Origin of the sequence: Mycobacterium zoologicum (assembly GCF_020181635.2) — a bacterium.
GTDB lineage: Bacteria > Actinomycetota > Actinomycetes > Mycobacteriales > Mycobacteriaceae > Mycobacterium > Mycobacterium zoologicum.
This window is the reverse complement of the sequence record NZ_JAYJJS010000036.1, coordinates 1-21,208: the sequence shown is the minus strand read 5'-3', so window position 1 is coordinate 21,208 and position 21,208 is coordinate 1. Positions and strand designations below refer to the sequence as shown.

At 67.4% G+C, this 21,208-nt stretch carries 26 protein-coding genes, 3 tRNA genes and 1 pseudogene; 9 read left to right on the top strand and 21 right to left on the bottom strand.

The features are described 5' to 3' along the window. The first annotated feature begins 54 nt into the window (after positions 1-54). Complete coding sequence (locus K6T84_RS21315) at positions 55-993, top strand: fatty acid desaturase (protein WP_225400918.1); 939 nt, start codon at positions 55-57, stop codon at positions 991-993. Positions 994-1,093: 100 nt separating this feature from the next. Here K6T84_RS21315 and wzm read toward each other — a convergent pair whose 3' ends face one another. Genes wzm through K6T84_RS21290 form a run of 5 tightly spaced genes read right to left on the bottom strand, consistent with a single transcriptional unit; the run spans position 1,094 to position 6,103 of the window. Continuing rightward, positions 1,094-1,924, bottom strand: a complete 831-nt coding sequence (gene wzm / locus K6T84_RS21310) for a galactan export ABC transporter permease subunit Wzm/RfbD (protein ID WP_225400917.1) — start codon at positions 1,922-1,924, stop codon at positions 1,094-1,096. After that, positions 1,921-2,835, bottom strand: coding sequence for a galactofuranosyltransferase GlfT1 (glfT1, locus tag K6T84_RS21305; RefSeq protein WP_225400916.1), 915 nt, complete (start codon positions 2,833-2,835; stop codon positions 1,921-1,923). The genes wzm and glfT1 overlap by 4 nt, the downstream gene beginning before the upstream one ends. Continuing rightward, on the bottom strand, positions 2,832-3,641 hold the full coding sequence (gene wzt, locus K6T84_RS21300) for a galactan export ABC transporter ATP-binding subunit Wzt/RfbE (RefSeq protein ID WP_408066160.1): 810 nt from the start codon (positions 3,639-3,641) through the stop codon (positions 2,832-2,834). The genes glfT1 and wzt overlap by 4 nt, the downstream gene beginning before the upstream one ends. Before the next feature lie 6 nt (positions 3,642-3,647). Beyond that, positions 3,648-4,175: a bacterial proteasome activator family protein gene (locus tag K6T84_RS21295; protein ID WP_225400915.1), complete on the bottom strand. Its 528-nt coding sequence runs from the start codon at positions 4,173-4,175 to the stop codon at positions 3,648-3,650. Then, positions 4,151-6,103 (bottom strand): DUF6541 family protein, encoded by a 1,953-nt coding sequence (locus K6T84_RS21290; protein WP_225400914.1) that lies wholly within the window; start codon positions 6,101-6,103, stop codon positions 4,151-4,153. Before K6T84_RS21290 ends, K6T84_RS21295 begins: the two co-directional genes overlap by 25 nt. An 89-nt stretch (positions 6,104-6,192) precedes the next feature. Here K6T84_RS21290 and K6T84_RS21285 point away from each other — a divergent pair, with 89 nt between their 5' ends. Continuing rightward, a complete protein-coding gene (locus K6T84_RS21285) occupies positions 6,193-7,389 on the top strand; it encodes a cysteine desulfurase-like protein (protein WP_225400913.1) in 1,197 nt (398 codons plus the stop codon). 86 nt (positions 7,390-7,475) lie between these two features. On the opposite strand, the gene K6T84_RS21280 is transcribed toward K6T84_RS21285, so the two are convergent. Beyond that, the gene (locus K6T84_RS21280; protein WP_225400912.1) at positions 7,476-8,444 is read right to left on the bottom strand and encodes an NAD(P)H-quinone oxidoreductase; all 969 of its coding nucleotides are present in this window, start codon (positions 8,442-8,444) and stop codon (positions 7,476-7,478) included. 24 nt (positions 8,445-8,468) lie between these two features. Here K6T84_RS21280 and K6T84_RS21275 point away from each other — a divergent pair. Beyond that, positions 8,469-8,555, top strand: a tRNA-Ser gene (locus K6T84_RS21275). A 7-nt stretch (positions 8,556-8,562) separates the two neighbouring features. Here K6T84_RS21275 and K6T84_RS21270 read toward each other — a convergent pair. From K6T84_RS21270 to K6T84_RS21260, 3 genes are all read right to left on the bottom strand, one after another. After that, positions 8,563-8,997 carry a hypothetical protein gene (locus K6T84_RS21270; protein WP_225400911.1) on the bottom strand — a complete coding sequence of 145 codons (435 nt, stop codon included), beginning with the start codon at positions 8,995-8,997 and terminating at the stop codon, positions 8,563-8,565. Between the two features lie 2 nt (positions 8,998-8,999). Then, complete coding sequence (locus tag K6T84_RS21265; RefSeq protein ID WP_224863442.1) at positions 9,000-9,251, bottom strand: hypothetical protein; 252 nt, start codon at positions 9,249-9,251, stop codon at positions 9,000-9,002. 93 nt (positions 9,252-9,344) lie between these two features. Beyond that, a complete protein-coding gene (locus tag K6T84_RS21260) occupies positions 9,345-9,695 on the bottom strand; it encodes a LysR substrate-binding domain-containing protein (RefSeq protein WP_225400910.1) in 351 nt (116 codons plus the stop codon). 57 nt (positions 9,696-9,752) lie between these two features. Between K6T84_RS21260 and K6T84_RS21255 the strand changes: the two genes are divergently transcribed. Beyond that, positions 9,753-10,601, top strand: a complete 849-nt coding sequence (locus K6T84_RS21255) for an alpha/beta fold hydrolase (RefSeq protein WP_224863439.1) — start codon at positions 9,753-9,755, stop codon at positions 10,599-10,601. Here the strand turns inward: K6T84_RS21255 and K6T84_RS21250 are convergent. The 4 genes from K6T84_RS21250 to cynR all read right to left on the bottom strand — a co-directional run bounded on the left by K6T84_RS21250 (position 10,564) and on the right by cynR (position 12,995). Beyond that, a complete protein-coding gene (locus tag K6T84_RS21250) occupies positions 10,564-11,151 on the bottom strand; it encodes a hypothetical protein (protein ID WP_225400909.1) in 588 nt (195 codons plus the stop codon). The two genes, K6T84_RS21255 and K6T84_RS21250, sit on opposite strands and share 38 nt — an antisense overlap. Before the next feature lie 132 nt (positions 11,152-11,283). Then, positions 11,284-11,730, bottom strand: a complete 447-nt coding sequence (locus K6T84_RS21245) for a hypothetical protein (protein ID WP_225400908.1) — start codon at positions 11,728-11,730, stop codon at positions 11,284-11,286. Continuing rightward, entirely contained in the window at positions 11,727-11,984 is a 258-nt protein-coding gene (locus K6T84_RS21240) for a hypothetical protein (protein ID WP_225400907.1), read from the bottom strand. Before K6T84_RS21240 ends, K6T84_RS21245 begins: the two co-directional genes overlap by 4 nt. Positions 11,985-12,077: 93 nt before the next feature. Then, positions 12,078-12,995 carry a transcriptional regulator CynR gene (gene cynR / locus K6T84_RS21235; protein WP_225400906.1) on the bottom strand — a complete coding sequence of 306 codons (918 nt, stop codon included), beginning with the start codon at positions 12,993-12,995 and terminating at the stop codon, positions 12,078-12,080. 49 nt (positions 12,996-13,044) lie between these two features. Between cynR and K6T84_RS21230 the strand changes: the two genes are divergently transcribed. Continuing rightward, a complete protein-coding gene (locus K6T84_RS21230) occupies positions 13,045-13,713 on the top strand; it encodes a glycoside hydrolase family 25 domain-containing protein (protein WP_225400905.1) in 669 nt (222 codons plus the stop codon). On the opposite strand, the gene lipE is transcribed toward K6T84_RS21230, so the two are convergent. The 4 genes from lipE to K6T84_RS21210 are packed head-to-tail and all read right to left on the bottom strand — an operon-like array spanning position 13,692 to position 16,976. Then, positions 13,692-14,969 (bottom strand): lipase LipE, encoded by a 1,278-nt coding sequence (gene lipE / locus K6T84_RS21225; protein ID WP_225400904.1) that lies wholly within the window; start codon positions 14,967-14,969, stop codon positions 13,692-13,694. The two genes, K6T84_RS21230 and lipE, sit on opposite strands and share 22 nt — an antisense overlap. After that, positions 14,966-15,832 carry an acyl-CoA thioesterase gene (locus K6T84_RS21220; protein WP_225400903.1) on the bottom strand — a complete coding sequence of 289 codons (867 nt, stop codon included), beginning with the start codon at positions 15,830-15,832 and terminating at the stop codon, positions 14,966-14,968. Before K6T84_RS21220 ends, lipE begins: the two co-directional genes overlap by 4 nt. After that, positions 15,829-16,152: a DMT family transporter gene (locus K6T84_RS21215; protein WP_225400902.1), complete on the bottom strand. Its 324-nt coding sequence runs from the start codon at positions 16,150-16,152 to the stop codon at positions 15,829-15,831. The genes K6T84_RS21220 and K6T84_RS21215 overlap by 4 nt, the downstream gene beginning before the upstream one ends. After that, on the bottom strand, positions 16,152-16,976 hold the full coding sequence (locus K6T84_RS21210) for a crotonase/enoyl-CoA hydratase family protein (protein ID WP_225400901.1): 825 nt from the start codon (positions 16,974-16,976) through the stop codon (positions 16,152-16,154). Before K6T84_RS21210 ends, K6T84_RS21215 begins: the two co-directional genes overlap by 1 nt. A 24-nt stretch (positions 16,977-17,000) precedes the next feature. On the opposite strand from K6T84_RS21210, the gene K6T84_RS21205 reads away from it, so the two are divergent. Beyond that, entirely contained in the window at positions 17,001-17,576 is a 576-nt protein-coding gene (locus K6T84_RS21205) for a TIGR03086 family metal-binding protein (protein ID WP_225400900.1), read from the top strand. 55 nt (positions 17,577-17,631) lie between these two features. Next, complete coding sequence (locus K6T84_RS21200; RefSeq protein ID WP_225400899.1) at positions 17,632-18,630, top strand: TerC family protein; 999 nt, start codon at positions 17,632-17,634, stop codon at positions 18,628-18,630. On the opposite strand, the gene K6T84_RS21195 is transcribed toward K6T84_RS21200, so the two are convergent. The 3 genes from K6T84_RS21195 to hisC are packed head-to-tail and all read right to left on the bottom strand — an operon-like array spanning position 18,566 to position 20,508. Beyond that, positions 18,566-19,033, bottom strand: coding sequence for a DUF4334 domain-containing protein (locus tag K6T84_RS21195; RefSeq protein WP_225400898.1), 468 nt, complete (start codon positions 19,031-19,033; stop codon positions 18,566-18,568). The two genes, K6T84_RS21200 and K6T84_RS21195, sit on opposite strands and share 65 nt — an antisense overlap. 3 nt (positions 19,034-19,036) lie before the next feature. Continuing rightward, positions 19,037-19,450, bottom strand: a complete 414-nt coding sequence (locus K6T84_RS21190) for an SRPBCC family protein (RefSeq protein WP_225400897.1) — start codon at positions 19,448-19,450, stop codon at positions 19,037-19,039. A gap of 11 nt (positions 19,451-19,461) precedes the next feature. Beyond that, positions 19,462-20,508 carry a histidinol-phosphate transaminase gene (gene hisC / locus K6T84_RS21185; protein WP_225400896.1) on the bottom strand — a complete coding sequence of 349 codons (1,047 nt, stop codon included), beginning with the start codon at positions 20,506-20,508 and terminating at the stop codon, positions 19,462-19,464. Between the two features lie 198 nt (positions 20,509-20,706). Here hisC and K6T84_RS21180 point away from each other — a divergent pair. Together K6T84_RS21180 and K6T84_RS21175 are read left to right on the top strand one after the other, a co-directional pair. Further along, a tRNA-Ser gene (locus tag K6T84_RS21180) sits at positions 20,707-20,798 on the top strand. Positions 20,799-20,839: 41 nt separating this feature from the next. Further along, a tRNA-Arg gene (locus tag K6T84_RS21175) sits at positions 20,840-20,912 on the top strand. Positions 20,913-20,994: 82 nt separating this feature from the next. Here the strand turns inward: K6T84_RS21175 and K6T84_RS21170 are convergent. Beyond that, positions 20,995-21,208, bottom strand: a pseudogene (locus K6T84_RS21170) (hypothetical protein); the annotation flags it as partial.

The window sequence follows — 21,208 nt, the reverse complement described above, 5'->3', positions numbered from 1 at the left end:
CTTATGCGGCTTAGGTTATTTCGCACTCGCGTAGTCGCGTATTGGAGGAGGCTCATGCCGCCGCTCGAGACGATGGATCACGCGCCGTCAAGAACCGTTCTACGTCAACGGCACCCGCACCCGGGCGAGTCGATACCCGATATTGCCTGGCCCACCCTGACGCTGGGTGCGGTGGCCTTGGTGGTCTTCGTTCTTTCCACGGCCGCCGCGATCGGCGGCCACGCGCCGATCTGGCTGACCATCACGGTCAACACCGCGGTGGTCTACGCGATGTTCATGGTGGCCCACGATGCGCTGCACCACTCGCTGTCTTCGGCGAGCTGGGTGAACTCGGTGTTCGGTCGCGCGGCGTGGCTCTTTGTGGGGCCGATGTTTTCGCTGCCGGCGTTCAGCTACGTCCACCTTCAGCACCACCGCAACGCCAACGACGGCGACAACGATCCGGACCTGTTCGCCAGCCACGCGCCGGCCTGGCAGTTGCCGTTCCGCTGGGCGCTGATGGATGCCTTCTATGCGGTCTGGTATTGCCGACAGCTCAAGCGGAGGCTGCAGCGTGGCCGACGTCGCCCGCTGGCCGAGGTCGCCGAAACGGTAGTGGTGTTCTCGTTGAGTGCTGTGGGCCTCGGCGCCGCGATCCTCACCGGGAACTTTTGGACCATCGTGATCGTGTTGCTGATCCCGCAGCGCATCGGGATGGCGATCCTGGGCTGGTGGTTCGACTGGTTGCCGCACCACGGCTTGGAACAGACGCAGCAGGAGAATCGCTACCGGGCCACCCGAAACCGGGTCGGCATGGAGTGGCTGCTGATGCCGGTCATGCTGTCGCAGACCTATCACCTGGTGCACCACCTGCACCCGTGGTTGCCGTTCTATCGGTATGGGCAGGCCTGGCGAAGCAACGAGGACGCCTACCTCGCCCAGAATCCGGCTCTGTCAACCGTCTTCGGCCGAGAGCTGACACCCCAGGAGTACCGGGAGTGGAAGGCGGGGTAGGTGTTCGTTGCTGATATCGCCCGCGCTATCCGATTCGTCAACATCTCTGTGGTTCCCCCGAGGTACGCATGGGGCGAATGTGACTCGGGGTCGGGGCGGGCTACACCCAGTAGGCGACCCGCGCGCGGAACTGGCGCAGCACCAAAGCGGCCACCGCCCAGCCGAGGACGGTCAGCACCAGCACCACCGCCCAGTGCCGCAGCGGCTGGTGCGCACCGAGCAGCGGTGCCCGCACGATCTCCAGGTAGTGCATCAGCGGGTTGAGCTCGACGACGTTCATCCACCGGGTCGCGCCCTGGGCCTTCAACGTCTCGTAGTTCCAGATGATCGGCGTCATCAGAAACAGCAACTGCACCACCGAGAACAGCAGCGGCGCGATGTCGCGGTAGCGGGTGGCCAGGATCCCGAAGCACAGCGACACCCACACACAGTTCAGCGCGATCAGCGCCAGCGCCGGGATCACCGAAAGATCCGCCCACGACCAGGGTTTCGGGAAGATCAGTGCGATCGGCAGGTAGATGACGATGTTGTGGGCGAACAGGATCATCTGCCGCCACACCAGCCGGTAGACGTGCACCGAAAGCGGCGTCGGCAACTGCTTGATCAGCCCCTCGTTGGCGACGAACACGTCGGCGCCCTCCAAGATGGCCGCGTTCAACAGGTTCCAGACGATGAGCCCGAGCGTCACGTACGGCAGGTGCACCGCCAGATCGAGGTGGAACAGCTTGGAGTACAGCCCACCCATCGCCACCGCGGTGGTGGCGGTGCCGATGGTGATCCAGAACGGGCCCAGCACGGAACGCCGGTAGCGCTGCTTGATGTCCTGCCAGCCCAGGTGCAGCCACAGCTCGCGGCGGCCGAAGCCGTCCGCCAAGTCGGCCCGGGCCCGCGCGAAGGTGCGCGACTCGACCGCTATATCGGTGAAACTCATTGCTGCCCCTCGGGTTTGGCGAACTGCTCCCGGCGCCCCAGCCGGCGCAGCCGAATCCACTCGGCCAGCCCCGCCGGATCGCGCCGCGACACCAGGAAGAACCAGCCGAACCGCAGCCACTCCTGCGCCAGCAGCCTGCGCATGCCGGGCTGAGCCATCAGGTAGCCGCGGTTGCGGTAGGTGTAAAACCGCTTCGCCGCGTTGTCGGGGTACTGGGTGTGCATTCGACCGCCCAGAATCGGCTTGAATTCCTCAGTGCCACTGGGATGCAGGTACGCCGCGGTCAGGCAGGTGCCGAACGGCAGGCCGGAACGCACCAGCCGCCGGTGCATCTCCACCTCGTCGCCGCGGATGAACAACCGCAGATCCGGCACGCCGACCGCCTCGCAGGCGGATGCGGCGAACAGCGCCCCGTTGAACAACGACGCGATGCCCGGCAGCAGGTCGTCTCCGTCACGGACCAATTCGTCGACCCGCCGCCGCCACACCAGGCCGCGCCGCAGCGGAAAGGCCAACCGTTCCGGCTCGTCGATGTTGCACACCATCGGTGACACCTCGGCCAGGCCGTAGCGGGTCGCGCAGTACAGCAGCCGGTCCAGCACCGCGGAGTCGGCCGGGCGCCCGTCGTCGTCGGCCAGCCACAGCCAGTCCGCGCCGGCGGCCAGGGCGTGCAGCATGCCCAGCGCGAAACCACCTGCGCCACCGAGGTTCCGGCGCGAACCCAGATAGGTTGACGGTATCGGTTGGGACGCCACCAACTCGGCCACTTCAGGGTCGCCGGCGGCGAAGTCATTGTCGACGACGATCAGGTGATCCGGCACCCGGGACTGGGTCACCACCGCCTTTAGCGACTCCGCCAACTGCTCGACCCGGCGATGGGTGACGACGACGGCGTAGACGGTCTGACTCACGCCATGCCCTCGGACTGTGTCTCGGTCAGCACCTCACGCACGTGCCGGGCGGCCTCCGGGCCCTCGTAGGCGCCGACGACCTCCTCGATTCCACCGGTCATCTTGATGGTGCCGTGGTCGATCCACATCGCGGTCTTGCACAGCCGGGCCAGGAATTCGTTGGAATGGCTGGCGAACACCAGGATTCCGGAGCGCTCCACCAGAGCCTGCAGCCGGGTCTGGGCCTTCTTCAAGAACTCGGCGTCCACCGCGCCGATCCCCTCGTCGAGCAACAGGATCTCCGGGTCGATGCTGGTGACCACACCCATCGCCAGGCGCACCCGCATGCCGGTGGAGTAGGTGCGCAGCGGCATCGCCAGATAGTCGCCCAGTTCGGTGAATTCGGCGATCTCGTCGACCTTGGCGGCCATCTGCTTGCGGGTCTGACCGAGGAACAGCCCGCGGATGATGATGTTCTCGAATCCGGAGATCTCCGGGTCCATGCCCACCCCGAGGTCGAACACCGGCGCCACCCGGCCCACCACCGTCGCCGACCCGCGCGTCGGCTCGTAGATGCCCGAAAGCAGGCGCAGCAGTGTAGATTTGCCGGCGCCGTTGTGGCCGACCAGGCCCACCCGGTCGCCGAGCTCGAGTGACATGGTGATGTCGCGCAGTGCCTCGACCACCACCACGTTGGAGTTGTTGCGCCCGATCGCCCCGCCGGCCTTGCCCAGGAACGCCTTCTTCAGCGACCGGGACTTGGCGTCGAAGATGGGGAACTCGACCCAGGCGTCCCGGGTCTCGATGTGCGGGTCGGTGCCGGCCACGATCAGCTACAGGTACTGGCCGGAGTCGTGGCCGTGCCCGAGCTGGCCCCCCTGGCCGGCACCGGGCGGCAGTGCGCCGTGACGCATCTGCTCCAGCTGCGCGCGGGCGGCCATCTGCTGGGCGAACAGCGCGGTCTGGATGCCGTGGAACAGCCCCTCCAGCCAGCCGACCAGCTGGGCCTGGGCGATCCGCAACTCGGCGTCGGACGGGGTGGCGTCCTCGCGCAGCGGCAGGGTCAGGCGCTCCAGCTCCTCACGCAGTTCCGGGGCCAGGCCGTCCTCGAGCTCACGGATGCTGGCGGCGTGCACCTCACGCAGCCGGACCCGGCTGGCGTCGTCCAGCGGAGCGGCCCGCACCTCCTCCAGCAGCTGCTTGATCATGGTGCCGATCCGCATCACCTTGGCGGGCTGCTCGATCAAGTCGGTCACCGACTGCTCGCCGCCATCGGAGTCGGAGCCGGAGATGACCTCCACCCCGTCCAGATCGTCCCTGTCACCCGGGTCAACACTCAATGCCCCGCGCCTCCCTGCCATTGGTAGATAGTGGCCCCGCCGTTGTCGTAGATCTTGGCCCACGACCGCGATTTATCCAGTGAGACTAGTCCGTCGGGCAGGGTGAACCCGCGCACTATCGGGCTGCTGATCAGCACATAGCGGATGTTGAGGTCATGCACGGCCTGCGCCACCCGCGGATCGGTGTCGGCGTCGTCGGCATACGCCCAGAAGATGAACCGCTGCGGGCCGGGGCCCTCCTGCTGCGGATAGTCGTAGTGCGTCCACAGCGGGTGCAGGCCGGCGACGGCGTACATCCAGGAGCTGCCGTCGACGTTGGCGTTGCCGATCACGCTGTCGCGCGCCCCGGGGAGCGCCGCCAGATGCGCGAAGGCCTCCAGGTCGCGGGCGTCGACCATCACCGAGTCGTACTTGTCGCCCAGCAGGAACGCGTGCCGCGGCAGGTAGTGCCAGGCCAGCCCGACCGTCACCGCCACCAGCAGCACCCCGGTCAGCACCGGACGCAGCCGAGCACCCACCGGCCTGGCCGCCAGCCCGGCCAGAAAGGCCAGCCCGACGCCGGCCATCGGGATCAGCAGCAGTGTCATCGCCGCCATGATCCGGCGCGGGTCGCTGTAGAACAGGTCGGTGAACGTTCCGAGCGTCCGGCCTACCGGCCCGCCGAGCGGCGCCGAGGACTGCACCACTCCCACCACCAGCACCGCCCACAGCGCCAGCGGCCAGTACACCTTCTTGTAGAGCAATACCGCCGCCCCGACCGCGCACAGGCCCACCAGCGCGTACTGAATCGGGAAGTCGTTGAGGTGGCGGGTGTGCAGCAGCAGCGCGTCGCGCAGCCCGGACTTGCGGCCCTCATGGGTCAGAAAGGAATGCCCGGCGATGATCTCGGCCTGCCGTCGCACACTCAACAGCTGCGGCAGCAGCAGCAACCCGGCCGGCACCACCGCTGAGGCCAGCGCCAGAGTGTCACGTCGCTTGCCGCGCAACGGGTTCCACAGCGCGCCGTCGCGGGGGCACAGCCACCAGGCCGCCGCCAAGAGCACGGTCACCACACCGGCGGTCAGGTGCACCGAGAACGTCCCGAGCAGTGCCAGCACCGCCAACGGAATCCGGTCGCGCATGGTGCGCACGCTGGTCAGCAGCGTGAACGTCGGCACCACCAGCCCGTAGCCCACCAGGTTGGGCAGCGCCGCGGTGCCGAACTCGACGTAAGGCAGCGCGGTGAACGATGCCGACAACGCCGCCGCCGCGGCCGCCGACAAGGCCGTCACCGCCGTGCTGGAAACCCGTTGCAGCAGGCCCCACGTCAACAGCGCAGCGCTGATCGGGAACAGCCATATCGAGGCGGCCACTCCGGCCAGGGTGGCGGCCGAGGTGGGTGCGGCGCCGGTCAGTTGGCACAGCACCGCGGTCAGCGCGTGAAACGCCGACGGGTAGTACAGCGGGGCGTGGGTCTCGACGTTGCGCAGCTCGCCCATATGGGTGGGGGAGGCCTGGCCGGTATCGAGGATGAAGCGCACGGTGTTGGCGTGCCAGACCGCGTCCCAGGTGCTCGGGATCGACTGCCAATGGCCCAGCCCGCGCACCGCCGCCCAGCCGATCAGGACCATGCCGATCAGCACCCCGGCGGCCACCAGCAGCGTCGGCCCGCCCGACGATCCCGGCGCGGCCACGTGGATACTCCGGCGGCGGTCCAGCAGCGACCGGAACCCGCGCGCAAGCCCGGCCACCAAAGCGCCGCCCACCACCAGCGTCGCGCCCGCGGTGCCCGCGTTCCAGGGGATTCCCCACGCGCCGAACGGCACGATCGCCAGGCCGACCAGGCCGTAGGTCAGGGCCGGCCCGACCGTCACCGCCAGCGGCCAGGAGAGTCGCGCACCGGCTGCCACCAGGGTTCCGGGTACGACAAGGAGCACCAAGGCGGCAATCAATCCGGGGCCCACAAGCACTGCACTAGTATGTCTGCCTAGGTGAGGCGGCTGAGCGTGGCGGGGGAGCTATCCGTTCTCAGGTACCTGTGTATTTGAAGGTGGCTGCCATGGCGTACGACGTCGCCCGAGTGCGTGGACTGCACCCGACGTTGGGTGACGGCTGGGTGCATTTCGACGCTCCGACCGGCATGTTGATCCCGGATTCGGTGGCGACCACGGTGTCCACCGCCTTCCGCGGATCACTGGCGACGGCGGCCAGTCCGCACCCGGCGGCGCGGCGCAGTGCGGCGGTGCTGGTGGCGGCCCGCCAGGCGGTGGCCGACCTGTTCGGGGCCGATCCCGACGCGGTGGTGCTGGGCCCGGATCGTGCGGTGCTGTTGAGCGCGCTGGCCGATGCCGCGTCGTCGCGGGTCAGCCTGGGCTACGAGACGGTGGTCACCCGGCTTGACGACGAGGCGAACATCGCGCCCTGGGTGCGTTCGGCCAACCGTTACGGCGCCAAGCTGCGCTGGGCCGAGGTGGACATCGAGACCGGGGAGCTGCCGAGCTGGCAGTGGGCGAACCTGATCAACCAGTCGACCCGGCTGGTGGCCCTGACGTCGGCGTCGGGGGTGCTGGGCACCATCACCGACCTGCGGCCGGTCACCAAGTTGATCCACGACGTGGGCGGAGTCGCGGTTGTCGACCATTCCGCGGCCGCGCCGTATCAGCTGATGGACATTAACGACATCGGTGCCGACGTGGTGGCCGTCAACGCCGCCAGTTGGGGCGGCCCACCGGTGGGTGCGCTGGTGTTCCGCGACCCGGCGTTGATCGACACCTTCGCGTCGGTGTCGCTCGATCCGGTGGCCACCGGCCCGGCCCGCCTGGAGGTGGGACTGCACCAGTTCGGCCTGCTGGCCGGGGTCGTTGCCAGCGTCGAATACCTGGCGTCGCTGGATGAGTCGGCCCGCGGCAGCCGGCCGGAGCGGCTGGCCATCTCGATGCGCTCGGTCACCGAGTACCTGAACCGGCTGTTCGACTACCTGCTGCACTCACTGCGGTCGCTGCCGTTGGTGATGATGATCGGCCAGCCCGAGGCACGCATCCCGGTGGTCAGCTTCGCGGTGCGTAACGTGCCGGCCGAGCGGGTGGTGCAGCGCCTGGCCGACAATGGCGTGCTGGCGATCGCCAACGCCGGGTCGCGGGTGCTTGAGGCGATCGGGGTGGACGACATCGGGGGAGCGGTCACCATCGGGTTGAGTCACTACTCGACCATGTCCGAGGTCGATCAGTTGGTTCGGGCGCTGGCGTCGCTGGGCTGACAAGTTCCTTTGCGCCGAGCGTGCAGAAAGTTCCGGTATCTCCCCAGGTGGGGGTGGACGTTTGTGCGCGCTCGGCGCAGGAGGGGTCAGACGGTCAGCACGACCTTCCCGGCCACCTCACCGGACGCCAACAATCGGTGCGCCTCAGCGGCCTGAGCGATCGGCAGGCTGGCCCCGATCACCGGTTTGATCCGGCCGTCGGCCAGCATCGGCCAGACCTTCTCGGCCACGGCCGCGACCACGGCGCCCTTGCCGTGTGGGCCCTCCACCGGCCGGCCGCGCAACGTCGTGCCGATTACCCCGGCTCGCTTGGCCAGCAGTTTGCCGATGTTCAGCTCGCCCTTGACCCCGCCCTGCATCCCGATCACCACCAGGCGGCCGTCGCTGGCCAGAGCGTCGATATTGCGGTCGAGGTAGGCGGCGCCCATGATGTCGAGGATCACGTCGGCGCCGCCGGCCTCGCGGACGCGCTCGACGAAATCCTCGTCGTGGTAGTTGACGGTGATCTCGGCGCCCAGTTCACGGCAGAGCTGCAACTTCGTATCGGACCCGGCGGTGACGGCCACCCACGCGCCGAGTTGGCGGGCCACCTGAATGGCGTGGCTGCCCACCCCGCTCGCGCCGCCGTGCACCAGAAGTAGTTGGCCCTCGGACAGGCCGGCGGTCTGCACCAGGTTCGACCACACCGTGCAGGCCACCTCCGGCAACGCCGCGGCGTCCACCAGGTCCACGCCGACAGGAATCGGCAGCACCTGCGCGGCGGGCACCGCCACGTACTCGGCGTAGCCGCCGCCGGTCAACAGTGCGCACACCTCCTGGCCGATGCTCCACTGCTCGACCCCGTCACCGACCGCGGCGATGACACCCGACACCTCCAAGCCGATCGTCTCGCTGGCTCCCGGGGGTGGCGGATATTTTCCGGCCGCCTGCAACAGGTCGGCGCGGTTCACCCCGGCTGCGGCGACCTGGATCAGAACTTCGCCCGGATCGGGCTGGATGTCTGCGACGTCCTTCCAGGACAGCACTTCGGGGGAGTCGGCGATGATGGCACGCATGACGGCCAGGGTACGATTTTCCGCGGTGGCGTGGCAGAGCGGCCTAATGCACTCGCCTTGAAAGCGAGAGACGGCCAAAACCGTCCGGGGGTTCAAATCCCTCCGCCACCGCAATTTTTTACCCCACCAGGGTCGCGTCCTGATCGCCGGCCTGCTTCGACATCAACTGGACTGCCGACCAGTTTCTGTCGATGGAAATCTGCTCGATGACGTGGACGCCGTACTGACGTAGCGCCGCCAGGAACCAGTCCCAGCGCAGGTCTGTTCCGGGGCGGGTCGGCTCGGGATAGACGAGCCAACTCGTCCGACGCGCATAGGCGGCCCGATAGGCCGGCTTCAACCAGGCCAGATCTACTCGTCGCATCGCGAACGCGATGACTACGTCGGAGCCGTAGGGGTTCTCGCGACTGACCGGCAGTTGGCGCAACGCTGAATGCAGCGGTGCATTGATGACCGCGATACGGCGGCCGTGTCCGAGCTTCAGTCGCTCCACCAGTTGGGCAAAACCGGGTGGGTCGACGATCTCGAGCTCGTAATCCAGGGCAGTTGTCATTGTTAGGAAATCCAGCCTCTCTCGCGATCGTCGGCCATGCGGAGCATCTCGGCGATCTCGTTGGTGTGTTGTGAGACGTAGTGCTTGTCACCGGTCTTGGTCGTGATGATCGCGCCGATTTCGTGATGGGACAGGATGTGGTCGGTGTGTATGAAGGAGCGCGCCGACTCGATCTCGGACGGGGCGATCAACACCTCGCCACGTTGGTCAGAGACCCCGTGCTTGTTGATCAGGTTGAACCTCAGATATTGCATCGCCGCCCCCATCTGTTTGAAAAGTGTTCACTCAGACGACATTCAGCATGGGAGCCGACGTAATCGATGTCCAATACTTAGATCCACCGGGAGCTATTGATATGACCAATACTTGCCCGAGGGGCACCGCCGTTCGGCCACCACCGTGTCCAAGGTGCTGCTGAATGCGCGTGCCGCGGCAGTTTGGTAGATGCCGCCACGCTGCAGCAGTTGTACGGTGCGGATCGGCAGTGACGGCTCCAAGACCACCGGGTGCAGGTCGGCCTGCTCGCTGGTGATCGCGGCCGGCAACACGGTTGTGACGACGTTGCGCCGCACCAACTCCAATAGCGCGCTCATCGAGTTCGACTCGATCGCAATGTAGTGCGGCGCCTTGTATTCCGCGAAATAGGAGTTCACGTGCAGCCGAGTGGCGAAGTCCGAGCTGAGCAGGCCCATCGGCATGTCGCAACTCCATCGATCAACTATAGAAATGATCGGCAGGACTGAGAAGATGGCTATATGTCCAGACTGACCACATTCGAACGACAGGGTCTCGTTTTCGCCGTCCGCGACTCCGGCCCGCAGGACGGCGTCCCGGTCGTGCTGCTGCACGGCTTTCCGCAGACCTCGTCGTCCTGGGTGGAGGTGGCCGAACTGCTGAACGATCAAGGGTTCCGGACGCTGACGCCGGATCAGCGCGGCTACACACCCGGCGCGCTGCCGACGCGGCGCCGCGACTACCGGCTGACCGAGCTGGTCGCCGACGCCGTCGCCCTGATCGACGCCGCCGGTGTCGGTCCGGTGCACGTTGTCGGCCACGACTGGGGAGCCGCCGTCGCGTGGGGCGTCGCGGCCGAGCGCCCTGACCTGGTCAAGACCCTGAGTGCGGTATCGGTTCCGCATCCGCTGGCCTTCATCAAGTCGATGGCCCGCAGCGGCCAGGCCCTCAAGTCCTGGTACATGCTGTTCTTCCAGCTGCCGTGGCTGCCGGAGATGTTGTTGGGCAACGAATCCCGCTTCATCGCCAACCTGCACGGAACCGGCCAGAGCAAGGCGAACGCCGCCAGGGATTTCGCCGAACTGCAGCGGCTCGGCAGCGCCCGAACCGCGCTGAACTGGTATCGGGGCATGCCGCTGACGCCGCCGGCCATTCTGCGGCGCAAGGTGCCGGTTCCCACCCTGCAGGTGTGGAGCGACGGCGACACCGCCGTCGGCCGCAAGGGCCATGAGCTGTCCCAGCGGCGCGTCACCGGTCCGTGGGAGTTGCAGACGCTGGAAGGGATCAGTCACTGGATTCCGGACGAGGCGCCGCAGCGGCTGACCAAGCTGCTCACCGAGCACTTCGGAAGGCATGCGACCGCCCGCTGACGCCGTTATGGCTGACGAACTGTATGCCGTACGAAACGGGGCGCGAGGCTCCGACGTCGTCGAGCCGGCCGTCGGCGGAGATCATCGCCGGAAACGGGGCGTCAGCACGTGCCGCGGCGTGCGAGTAGCAGGGTGAAATGGCGCTGACGATCGGCGAGTATCCGGGCGGGTCGGATACCTGGATCTGGAAGGCGTAACCGTCCGGGGCGTAGCCGAATCTGTTGGGCTTGGCAAGACCGTCTCGCTCGAATACCCACCAGCCCCAACTCCTCCAGGTGTCGCCGACGGCGACGACGGTGCGGTCCGACCCCGGTCCGGGCGTCTCGAGTTGACCGATGGCCGAGAACTCCTGCGGCGGGTCGGTGCCGGCGACCGCGCCGTTGCACGGTCCGGTGGTTTCGGCTCCGCCGTAGTCGGTGGCGACGATGACGGCTCCCGGTGGAAGGGCCTGGAGCGTCATCTCGAAGTAGCCCAACACGGTGTCCTGGGCCTCTTGCTGACTGATCGGATTGACGACATGGGGTTGCCATCCCGGTGGCATCGCTGCCATCGCGGCATCTTCCAAAGTGATTGCCCCAGAACGGGTTGACGAACCCGGAGGCTGGTGGTGGTGACAGCCGAGAACGAGCAGCCCAATGGCAACGGGCGTCATCAGCCACAGGCGCGGGGTGGTAGGCATCGGCTAGGAAGAACCCGGATGGCCCACCAGTTCCTCGCCCGGATGGGCGTCGTGGATCGGCTGCAACAGCACCGCCGACCAGAGCCGGCCGATCGGAACCTGTTGCACCGCGTTGACGCCGTACTGTCGTAGCGCGGCTATGAGCCACTGCCAGCGCAGGTCCGTCCCGGGCCGGTCCGGATCGGGGTGAACAATCCACGTCGGCCGGCCCGCGGAAGCGGTACGGTAGGCCGCCTTCAGCCGGGCAAGTTCCTTGCGCCGCGTCGCGAAAGCGATTATCACGTCGGCGTCGTAGGGGTTCCTGCGGCTGACGGCCAACAGTCGCAGTGCCGAATCGACGGGTGCGTTGATCAACGCGATACGGTGCCCGCGGGGGACGTGCAGCCATCGCTCGAGTTGGGCCAGCTCGGGCACGCCCAGGGCCTCGTCGTCGCATACCGCGATCGTCATCGGATGGCCACCCAGTCTTGTTCGTGATCGGCCGCTGACCGCAGCAGGTCGGCGATCTCATTGGTGTGTTGCGAGACATGGTGTTTGTCACCGGTCTTGGTGGTGATGATCGAACCGACCTCGTGGTGCGACAGCATGTGATCGGCATGGATGAACGAGCGCACTGACTCGATTTCAGACGTGGCGATCAGCACCTCGCCGTGTCGGTCGGAGACCCCGTGCTTGTTGATCAAGTTCAACTTCAAAAATTGCATACCATGTTCCATCTGTTTGAAAAGTGTTCACTCAGATGACATTCAGCATGGAAGGCAACGGGCGCACTGTCCAATACGCAGATCCACGTGGAACTATTGGTACGACCAATACTTGCCTGATGGGCACCGCCGCTCGGCTACCACCGCGTCGACGGTCTCGGTGAATGCCCGCGCCGCGGCGGACCGGTAGACGCCGGCGCGCTGCAGCAGTGCCACGGTGCGGGTCGGCAGCGGGGGGTCCAGGGGAACCGGGTGCAGGTCGGGGCGTTCGCTGGTGATCGCATCCGGTAATACGGTGGCGACGACGTTGTGGCGTACCAGCTCCAGTAGCGCGCTGATCGAGTTCGCGTTGATCGCAATGTTTTGCGGCACTTTACAGTCCGCAAAGTAGTCGTCTACGTGTAACCGGGTGGCGAAGTCGGCGCTGAGCAGCCCCAGCGGTGTGTCGGCCAGCTGCGAGACCGGCACCCGGGCGGGGGTCGCCGCGAGTGGATGGCCCGATCCGACGACCAGGCCGAGCGTCTCGGTGAACAACGTCTGCGCGTCGATTCCGGCGGCGTGTGGACCGGCGAAGCCGATGCCGAGGTCGAGTCGGTCCGCCAACAGGTCGGCCTCGATGCGATCCTGGCTGGTGTCCAGCACGGTCAGTCGAATGCCTGGGTAGGCCGACCGGAACCGGTGAATCAGCGGCCCGAGCAGATATGCGGTGAAGGTGGGAGTCATCGCGATCCGCAGGTTGCCGCGGGACAGATCGCGCACGTCGTGCACGGCCCGCTCGGCGGCCTGCAGGTCGCGCAGCGCCAGTCGGGCATGGTGTGCGTAGGCAGACCCGGCGTCGGTGAGCCGGACAGTACGGCCGGAGCGATCGAACAGTTCGACCCCGAGCGTGTGCTCGAGTTGTTTGATCTGTTGGGACAGTGTCGGTTGGGAGACGTGCAGTGCCTCGGCCGCCCGGGTGAAGTTCTGATGATCGGCGACCGCCAACAGGTACCTGATATGCCGCAGTTCCATCGATTCACTATAGGAATCATCGAGCGCGGAGGTGCGATAACGTAACCGAATGCAGCTCGCACAGCCCAACACGCTGTTTGCCGATGTCTCCGAATTTCAAGTGCCGGTCGATGATTCCTACCCCTACCGGGTGCTGTCGATCCGGGTCAGCGACGGCACCTACCGAGACCACAACTTCGCGCGCAACTACGCCTGGATGCGCAGCGCGCTCGATGACGGCCGCCTGACGTTCGGGATCGTCTACACCTACGTGCGGCCGGCGACCTGGCAGTCCAATGCCGCCACGGTGCAGGCGATGTTCGCCGAGAACGGCGGCCTGCACCCGCGGGTGTCATTGATGCTCGATGTCGAGTCCGGCGGCAATCCGGGCGGCGACCAATCCGATCCGATCAATCGGCTGTACTGGAATCTGGCCGAGTGGTGCGGAAACCGTTCCCGGATAATCGGTTACGGCAACGTCTACGATCTCAACCGGCTGTGGCCCACCAAACCCGACGACATCCGGCTGATCATCGCCGCCTACGGCTCCAACCCGCCGTATCCGGGCAAGGTGGCCCACCAGTACACCGACGGGAACGGTTACGGCGGAGGGCTGCCGGAGGGCTGCCCGCCGTTCGGGCGGTGCGACATGAATTCCGCCGACGGGCTGACCCCGCAGCAGTTCGCGTCGGCCTGCGGCATCGGTCCGCGTCCGGCTCAGCCGCCGTCGCCGCTGTAGCCGCCCCAACGGGTAGCGGGGATCTCGGCCGCGATCCGGTCCATCAACGCGGTGTAGCGCTTGGCCTCGGGATCGCTGCCCGGTTTGCCGCTGGAGATCAGCCCGGCCGACAGTCCGCGCGCCGGGTCCGCCCAGATCGCGACGTTGACCAGACCCAGGTGCCCGAACGCCGCCGGCGCGCCCCGTCCGAACGGGCCGAATCGGTTGGAGCCCAGCATGAATCCGGTGCCCCAGCGCAGCGGCACCAGCCCGGTCGCCACATCCGGGCGCAGCCTGCGGCACTGGGCCGTCGCGGCGGCCATGGTCTCCGGTGAGACCACCCGCACGCCGTCGAGTTCGCCTCCGCGACGCCAGATCTCGGCGAACCGGGACATCTCGAACGCCGTCGAGACGGTGTTGGACGACGGGATGACGCTGGTCAGATACAGCGGCGTGTTGGTGAACGGGATGATCTGATGCATGGTCCCGCCGATGGCCTTGCGGAACACCGCGGCGATCGGCCCGGGCAGCGGGCGGCCGGTGGCGTGGCTGGGCGCCACCAGCGGCACGTCCTGTTCGGCCACACCGAAATTCGTCCACCGGAAGCCCAGGGGTGCAAGGATCTCGGTGGCCAGGATGTCGCGGGTGTTGCGGCCGGTGGCCGCCGAGACGATCTCGCGGACCAGCGGCCCCCAGGTCAGCGCGTGATACATGTGCGCCCACCCCGGCGGGTAGATGGCCCGCAGGTTGGCCAACTGCTCACGGGTGTAGTCGCTGTCGTCGACACGCTGCACGTCCGGGCGCGGCCCGGTGGCGAACGGCACCCCGGCGCTGTGGGTGATCACCTGGCGGATCGTGGTGCGCGCCTTGCCGTTACGGCCGTAATCGGGAAGGTAATCGGTCACCCGATCGTCCAGCGAGAAGTGACCCTGTTCGGCGAGCCGGTGCACCACGGTCGAGCTGATCGCCTTGGCCGCCGAATACGCGCAGAACGGGGTGTCGGTGGTGACGGGCACCTGCTCGGCGTCGGCGGGGTCGGACGGGGCGTTGCCCCAGGCGTGCCCGATCGCGCGGTTGAGGATCACCCGGCCGTTGTGGCGCAGGCACAACTGGATCGCCGGGTGCATGCCGGCTGAGTACCAGTGCCGTACCGCCTGCCAGATCCGTTCCACCGCAGCGGAATCGAAGGGCTCCTCCTCGGCGCCGACGTCGGTGACCGCATCCAGGTCGGCCGGGAGCCGGATCTTGCCGTCGGGAGTCAAGATCTCTGGAATCATTGTCGTCCCCGCCCGAAATAGAGTTCCTGGGTGGCGACGCACACCAGCTGCCCCGCCCGGTTGTACATCGTGGCGCTTCCCAGGCCGCGCCCGGCGACGCCGCTGGGTGAGACCTGATCGGACAGCACCCAATCCGACAGATCCACCGGCCGCTGAAACCACAGCGCATGGTCGATCAGCGCGTTGAACGCGCTGGCCTGCGTAGCCCCCCGCATGGCTACCGCCGTCTCGACCATCTTGGTGCCGGTCAGGTAGGTCAGCAGGGCGCTGTGCAGCGCGGCGTCAACCGGAACCGCCTCACAGGGCTTCCACCACAAGCGGATTCGCGGTGACGGCTCGCCGAGATCGAGGGCCGCCCGCGGCGGTGGGTCGATGTAGCGCTGGTCGAACGGGTGCGGCTGAACCCAGTAGCCGTCCAGCTCGTCGGCGTAGGCAGCGAGCTGAGCTTGGACCGGCTGCACCGAATCCGGTTCGGGCACATCGGGCATCGGCAGCTGGTGCTCGGGTGCCTCGACGGCCGTGGTGAACGACGACAGCATCTCCAGCAGGACATGGCCGTCCTGGCGGGCGGTGACCTGCCGTGTCGACAGCGTGCCGCCGTCGCGGGCCACCTCCACCTGCAGATCGACCGGGCGGCCGGCGTCCCCGGCCCGCAGGTAATAGGCGTGCATGCTGTGCGGCACCCGGCCCGGGGCGGTGCGGCTGGCCGCCATCAGAGCCTGGCCCGCGATGTGCCCGCCGACGATGTGGTGGTGCGGATTGTCCAGCTGCGTGGCGGTGAAGCGATGCTCGTCGGTCTGCTCGACGTTCAGGGTGGCGACCAGGTCGGCCAGGGTCGGTTGTGGGAAAGACGGCTCGCTCACGTGTGCGCCCCGATCTCCATCAGGTACACGCCCGCCCCGATCAGCACCACCCCGGCGGCCATCACCGGGGTGAACGGGTCGTCGAACAGGAACCGGGCCAGCGCCGCCGTCAGCGCCACCCCGACGCCCGACCAGACACCGTAGGCCACCCCGACCGGCATGCCCCGCTTGAGCACCATCGCCAGCAGCACGAAGGACACCAGGTAGCCGACGGCCACCGGAATCGCCCAGCCGAGCCGGGAAAACCCGTCGGAGGCCCGCAGCGACAGCGTTCCGGCGACCTCGAAACCAATGGCCCCGAGCAGCAGTATCCAGGCCATCACTCGCCGGTGAACTCGGGCTTCCGTTTGCCCATCATCGCGCCGATGCCCTCCATCAGGTCCTTGGACGCCAAAAACGCCGCGTTCCAGGTGGCGACGTAGCGCAGGCTGGCCGACACCGCATCGATGCGCTGCTGATCCAGCACGTCCTTGACGCCCTCGACGGTCAGCGGCGGGTTGGCGGCGATCTCGGCGGCGGTGGCGTGCGCAGCGGCCAGGCAGGCCTCGGCGTCGTCGAAGACGTCGTTGACCAGGTTGATCTTCTCGGCCCGGGCGGCGTCGATGTCCTTACCGGTCAGTGCCAGCTCCCGCAGGTGCCCGTCGGACAGGATCATCGGCAGCCTGGCCAGGCTGCCCATGTCGGCGACGATGGCCAGCTTGACCTCGCGCACGCTGAACTTGGCGTCGGCGGAGGCGTAGCGGATGTCGACGGCCGCGATCAGGTCCACCCCGCCGCCGATGCACCAGCCGTGAATCGCCGCGATGGTGGGGGTGCGGCAGTCGGCGACGGCGTTGGTGGCCTTCTGCATCCGCAGGATCTCGGCGTGGAACTCCGACCGCGGGCGGGCCTGCGCCCCCTCGGCCAGCACCGGGGCCATGGTGCCGCCCATCGCGGCCACATCCAGGCCGTAGCTGAAGTTGCGGCCGGAGCCGGTCAGCACGATCGCGCGCACGTCGCGGTCGGCGTCCAGGGCGGCGAACACCTCCGGCAGCTCCGACCAGAACGCCGGGCCCATCGCGTTGCCCTTACCGGGCCCGATCAGGGTGACCTGGGCGACGTGGTTCTTGATCTCGACGGTGACGGATTCGTACGACTCAGTCATAGCCTGAAACCGTAGCCTGGGGGCATGACTCCCGACCTGAGACCCGGCCCTGACGTGCCCCCAGCCGACGAACTCGCCGCCGCCGAAGCCGCGTGGGCGGTGCTGGAGCCGCTGCTGCGTGGGATCGGCAGCGACGAATCGTCCAAACCGACGCCGTGTTCGGAATTCGACGTCGCGCAGCTGACCGATCACCTGCTGAACTCGATCACCGTCCTCGGTGGTGCGGCGGGGGCAGAGTCTCCGGCCGGCGACGCGGTCGATTCATCGGCTGCCCAGGTCCTGGCCGCGGGCCGGCCCGCACTGGATGCGTGGCGCAGCCGCGGCCTGGACGGCCCCGTCACCCTCGGCCCCAACGAGCTGCCCGCGAAGGTGGCCGTGGGCATTCTGGCGCTGGAGTTCCTGGTGCACGCCTGGGACTACGCGACGGCGACGGGCCGCACCCTGGAGGCACCGGAACCGCTGGCCCAGTACGTGCTGGACCGGACACAGCAGATCCTCACCCCGGCGGGCCGGGCGACAGCCGGGTTCGACCCGCCCGTCGAGGTCGCCGACTCCGCGCCCGCTCTGGACCGGTTGATCGCATTCACCGGCCGGTCATAGCCCCGCAACCTGCACTTCAGCCGGGCGTCGTCCCCGCCCCCTAGCCTGGTGGGAGATGAATGTAGCCGGTTGGGTATGGGGGCTGACGATCGTCGGCCTGGTCGGATTGCTCGCATTCGACTACTTCTGCCACGTCCGCAAGGCCCATGTGCCGACGCTGCGCGAAGCCGCGGTCTGGTCGGCGGGCTACATCGGCGTGGCCGTGCTGTTCGGCCTCGGCATGTTCGTGCTCGGCGGCTCGGACCCGGGGTCGGAGTATTTCGCCGGCTATGTCACCGAGAAGGCACTGTCGGTCGACAACCTGTTCGTGTTCCTGGTGATCATGGCCGGCTTCCGGGTGCCGCCCGAGGACCAGCAGAAGGTGCTGCTGTTCGGCATCGCTTTTGCGCTGATCGCCCGCACCGGCTTCATCTTCGCCGGCGCCGCCCTGATCAACACCTTCGCCTGGGTCTTCTACTTCTTCGGGCTGATCCTGCTGCTGACGGCCGCGAACATGCTGCGCTCGGAGAGCGGCGAGCAGGCGGACAAGGCCGACAACGCCGTGATCCGGCTGGCGCGCAAGGTCATCCACACCAGCGATGACTACGACGGCGACAAACTGTTCACCACGGTGCAGGGCCGAAAGGTGATGACGCCGATGCTGCTGGTGATCGCCGCGATCGCCGGCACCGATGTGCTGTTCGCGCTCGACTCGGTCCCGGCGATCTTCGGCCTGACCCGCGACACCTACATCGTGTTCACCGCCACCGCGTTCTCACTGCTGGGTCTGCGGCAGCTGTACTTCCTGATCGACGGCCTGCTGGATCGGCTGGTCTATCTCTCCCACGGCCTGTCGCTGATCCTGGGGTTCATCGGGGTGAAGCTGATCCTGCACGCCCTGCACGAAGACGGCGTCGACGTCCCCGAGATCGGCACCGGGGTGTCACTGCTGGTGATCATCGGCGTACTGGCGGTCACCGTCGTCGCCTCGCTGCGCAGTAGCCCTTCGGTCAGATCCGCTCCAGATAGAAGTAGAAGTACCGACCCTGATCCAGTACCCCTTTTCCGTTCATGATGCCCATGACGGCGTCGTCGTCGACGCGCTTGAAGTGGTCGTGGGTGGGCTGGCCGTCATAAACCATGGTGGCCACCACTTCGCCGCGGAACTCCTCGGACCACAGGCTGGCCTCGCCCTTGCCGAGCTTGATGTTGGAGAACTTGTTGCCGTCGTCGTCCAGGCACACCAGCGGCTGAACATCGGTGGCCGAGCGGAAGCTCTTGCCGAACCAGCGGGCCTTCTCCAGCAGGCCGTTCATCTTGTGGCCGGTGACGAACTCCCCGCCGCGCCAGTCGCCGATCATGCCCTCGACGGTGGCCGGGGGCAGCGTCGCCCAGAACTCGTCGAGTTCGGCGTCGGGGATCTGCCCGGTGCGCTCCTTGAACGCGGCGAACGTGGTGCGGGCCGACTCGTCACTCATCGCTCAGCCGGCCTTGTTGACGGCCCGCTTCAACAGGAACAGCATCACCTGCGAGAGCACCGTGGCCACCGCGGGCAGCCGATTGTCGGCGCTGACGGTGTAGCTGACTTCGGTGCCCGAACCCGCCGGCCGCAACACCACGTCGCCGACATAGTTGCGGAACGGGATGCCCGAGACGGCCCGGTAGCTCAGCCGGTGGTCCGGTTCGAACGCGATGATCTCCTCCACCATGGGCGCCATTCCCGGCACCGCGTTGACCCGACGCTGGGCGCCGACGCCGGAGGGTTCCGGGGCGCCCGCGCGGGCCAGGGTGACCTTCAGACCGGGGGCCCAGTCGGACATGCCCTCGTAGTCGGAGAGCACCGCCCACACCCGCGACGGGGGTGCGGCAACGGTGGTGGTGGCGGTGGCGTGCATTGGGGTCCTCCTCAGATCCAGCCTTGAGCGAACCGTAACAGCGCGTCGTTCTCCTCCGGCGCGCCGATGGTCACCCGGACCCCGTCGGCGCCGTACGGGCGCACCACGATGCGGGCCGCGGCGGCGGCGGTCACGAAGTCGGCGGTGCGCTCGGTCAACGGCAGCCAGACGAAGTTGGCCTGGGAATCGGGCAGCTCGAATCCGGCGTCCCGCAGGGCCCCGGCGACCCGGACCCGCTCGGCGACCACCGCGTCGGTGCGGGCCAGCAGCTCCTCGGCGGCGTCCATCGAGGCGATCCCGGCGACCTGCGCCGCGCTGGACACCGTGAACGGCACGTAGACCTTGCCCAGTGCGGTGATGATCTCCGGGTGCCCGACCGCGTAGCCCAGCCGCAGCCCCGCCAACCCGTAGGCCTTCGAAAACGTACGCAGCACAACCACATTCGGGTACTGACGGGCCAGTCCCAGACTGTCGGGTGTCATGCCGTCGCGGATGTACTCCACATACGCCTCGTCGATGGCGACCAGGATGTGCGACGGCACCGCGGCCACGAAGCGGGCCAGCGCATCGGGGTCGACGACGGTGGAGGTGGGATTGTTCGGGTTGCACACGAAGATCAGCCGGGTGCGCTCGGTGATGGCGGCCAGCATCGCGTCCAGGTCATAGGTGTGTGCCCGCAACGGCACCTGCACCGGGACCGCGCCGGCCGTGCGCACCTGCAACGGGTAGATCTCGAAGCTGCGCCAGCCGAACACCACCTCGTCGCCGGCGCCGGTGCAGATCTGGATCAGCTGCTGACACAGGCTCACCGATCCGGCGCCGGCGGCCACGTGCTGGGGGTCGAATCCGACATGTTCGGCGAGCCGGGCCCGCAGCGCGGCGTAACCGTTGTCCGGGTAGCGGTTGATGCCCGTCAGGGCCTGTTCGACGGCCTTGAGCACGCTGGGCAGCGGGGCTCCGACGGTCTCGTTGCTGGCCAGTTTGATCGAGCCCGGCACCGTCTTGCCCTCGACGTAGGCCGGCAGTGCGGCGATCTCCGGGCGCAGGCGGGGGGTCACGGACCACAGCATATGTGGGCCGGTCGCCGCATCAACCCCGCGGTTTAGCGAGGCTCGACGCAGGAGAGCCGAAGCTGGAACCGCGCACCAACCCCGCGGTTCACGAGGCTCGACGCAGGAGAGCCGATGCTGGGACCGCCGCACCAACCCCGCGGTTTTAGAACCGGGGGATCGATCCGGTACCCTCAACGAGTTCGAGGAGGCGTGCCAGAGCGGCCGAATGGGACTCACTGCTAATGAGTTGTCCCCTTTACGGGGGACCGGAGGTTCAAATCCTCTCGCCTCCGCCACGGCTGAGCCTGCTCGGCCGATGCAGTACAACTGAAGACACGCGCCCGTAGCTCAACGGATAGAGCATCTGACTACGGATCAGAAGGTTGGGGGTTCGAATCCCTTCGGGCGCACTTAGTTTGCAGGTCAGAGGCTTTGGGCAGTTTGTTGGCAAACTCCGGACCGCGAAGTCGCGTACTTTCCCCGTAAATTGGATCAGCCGGTCGGTTTGCTAGCCCATTCATCCAGCACTGCGCGGGCATCCGGGCCGGCCGTGACCCGCTGCTCGTAGTGCGCCTCGGTGGTCGACAGCTGCTTATGGCTCAGCTGCCGTTGCGCCGCCTCAACACCAAGGCCGTCTATTGATGCCGCCCCCAACGAGCAATGATCAGAACCTGTGGATGACCCTCGGTGGGGCGGCATGAAAGTG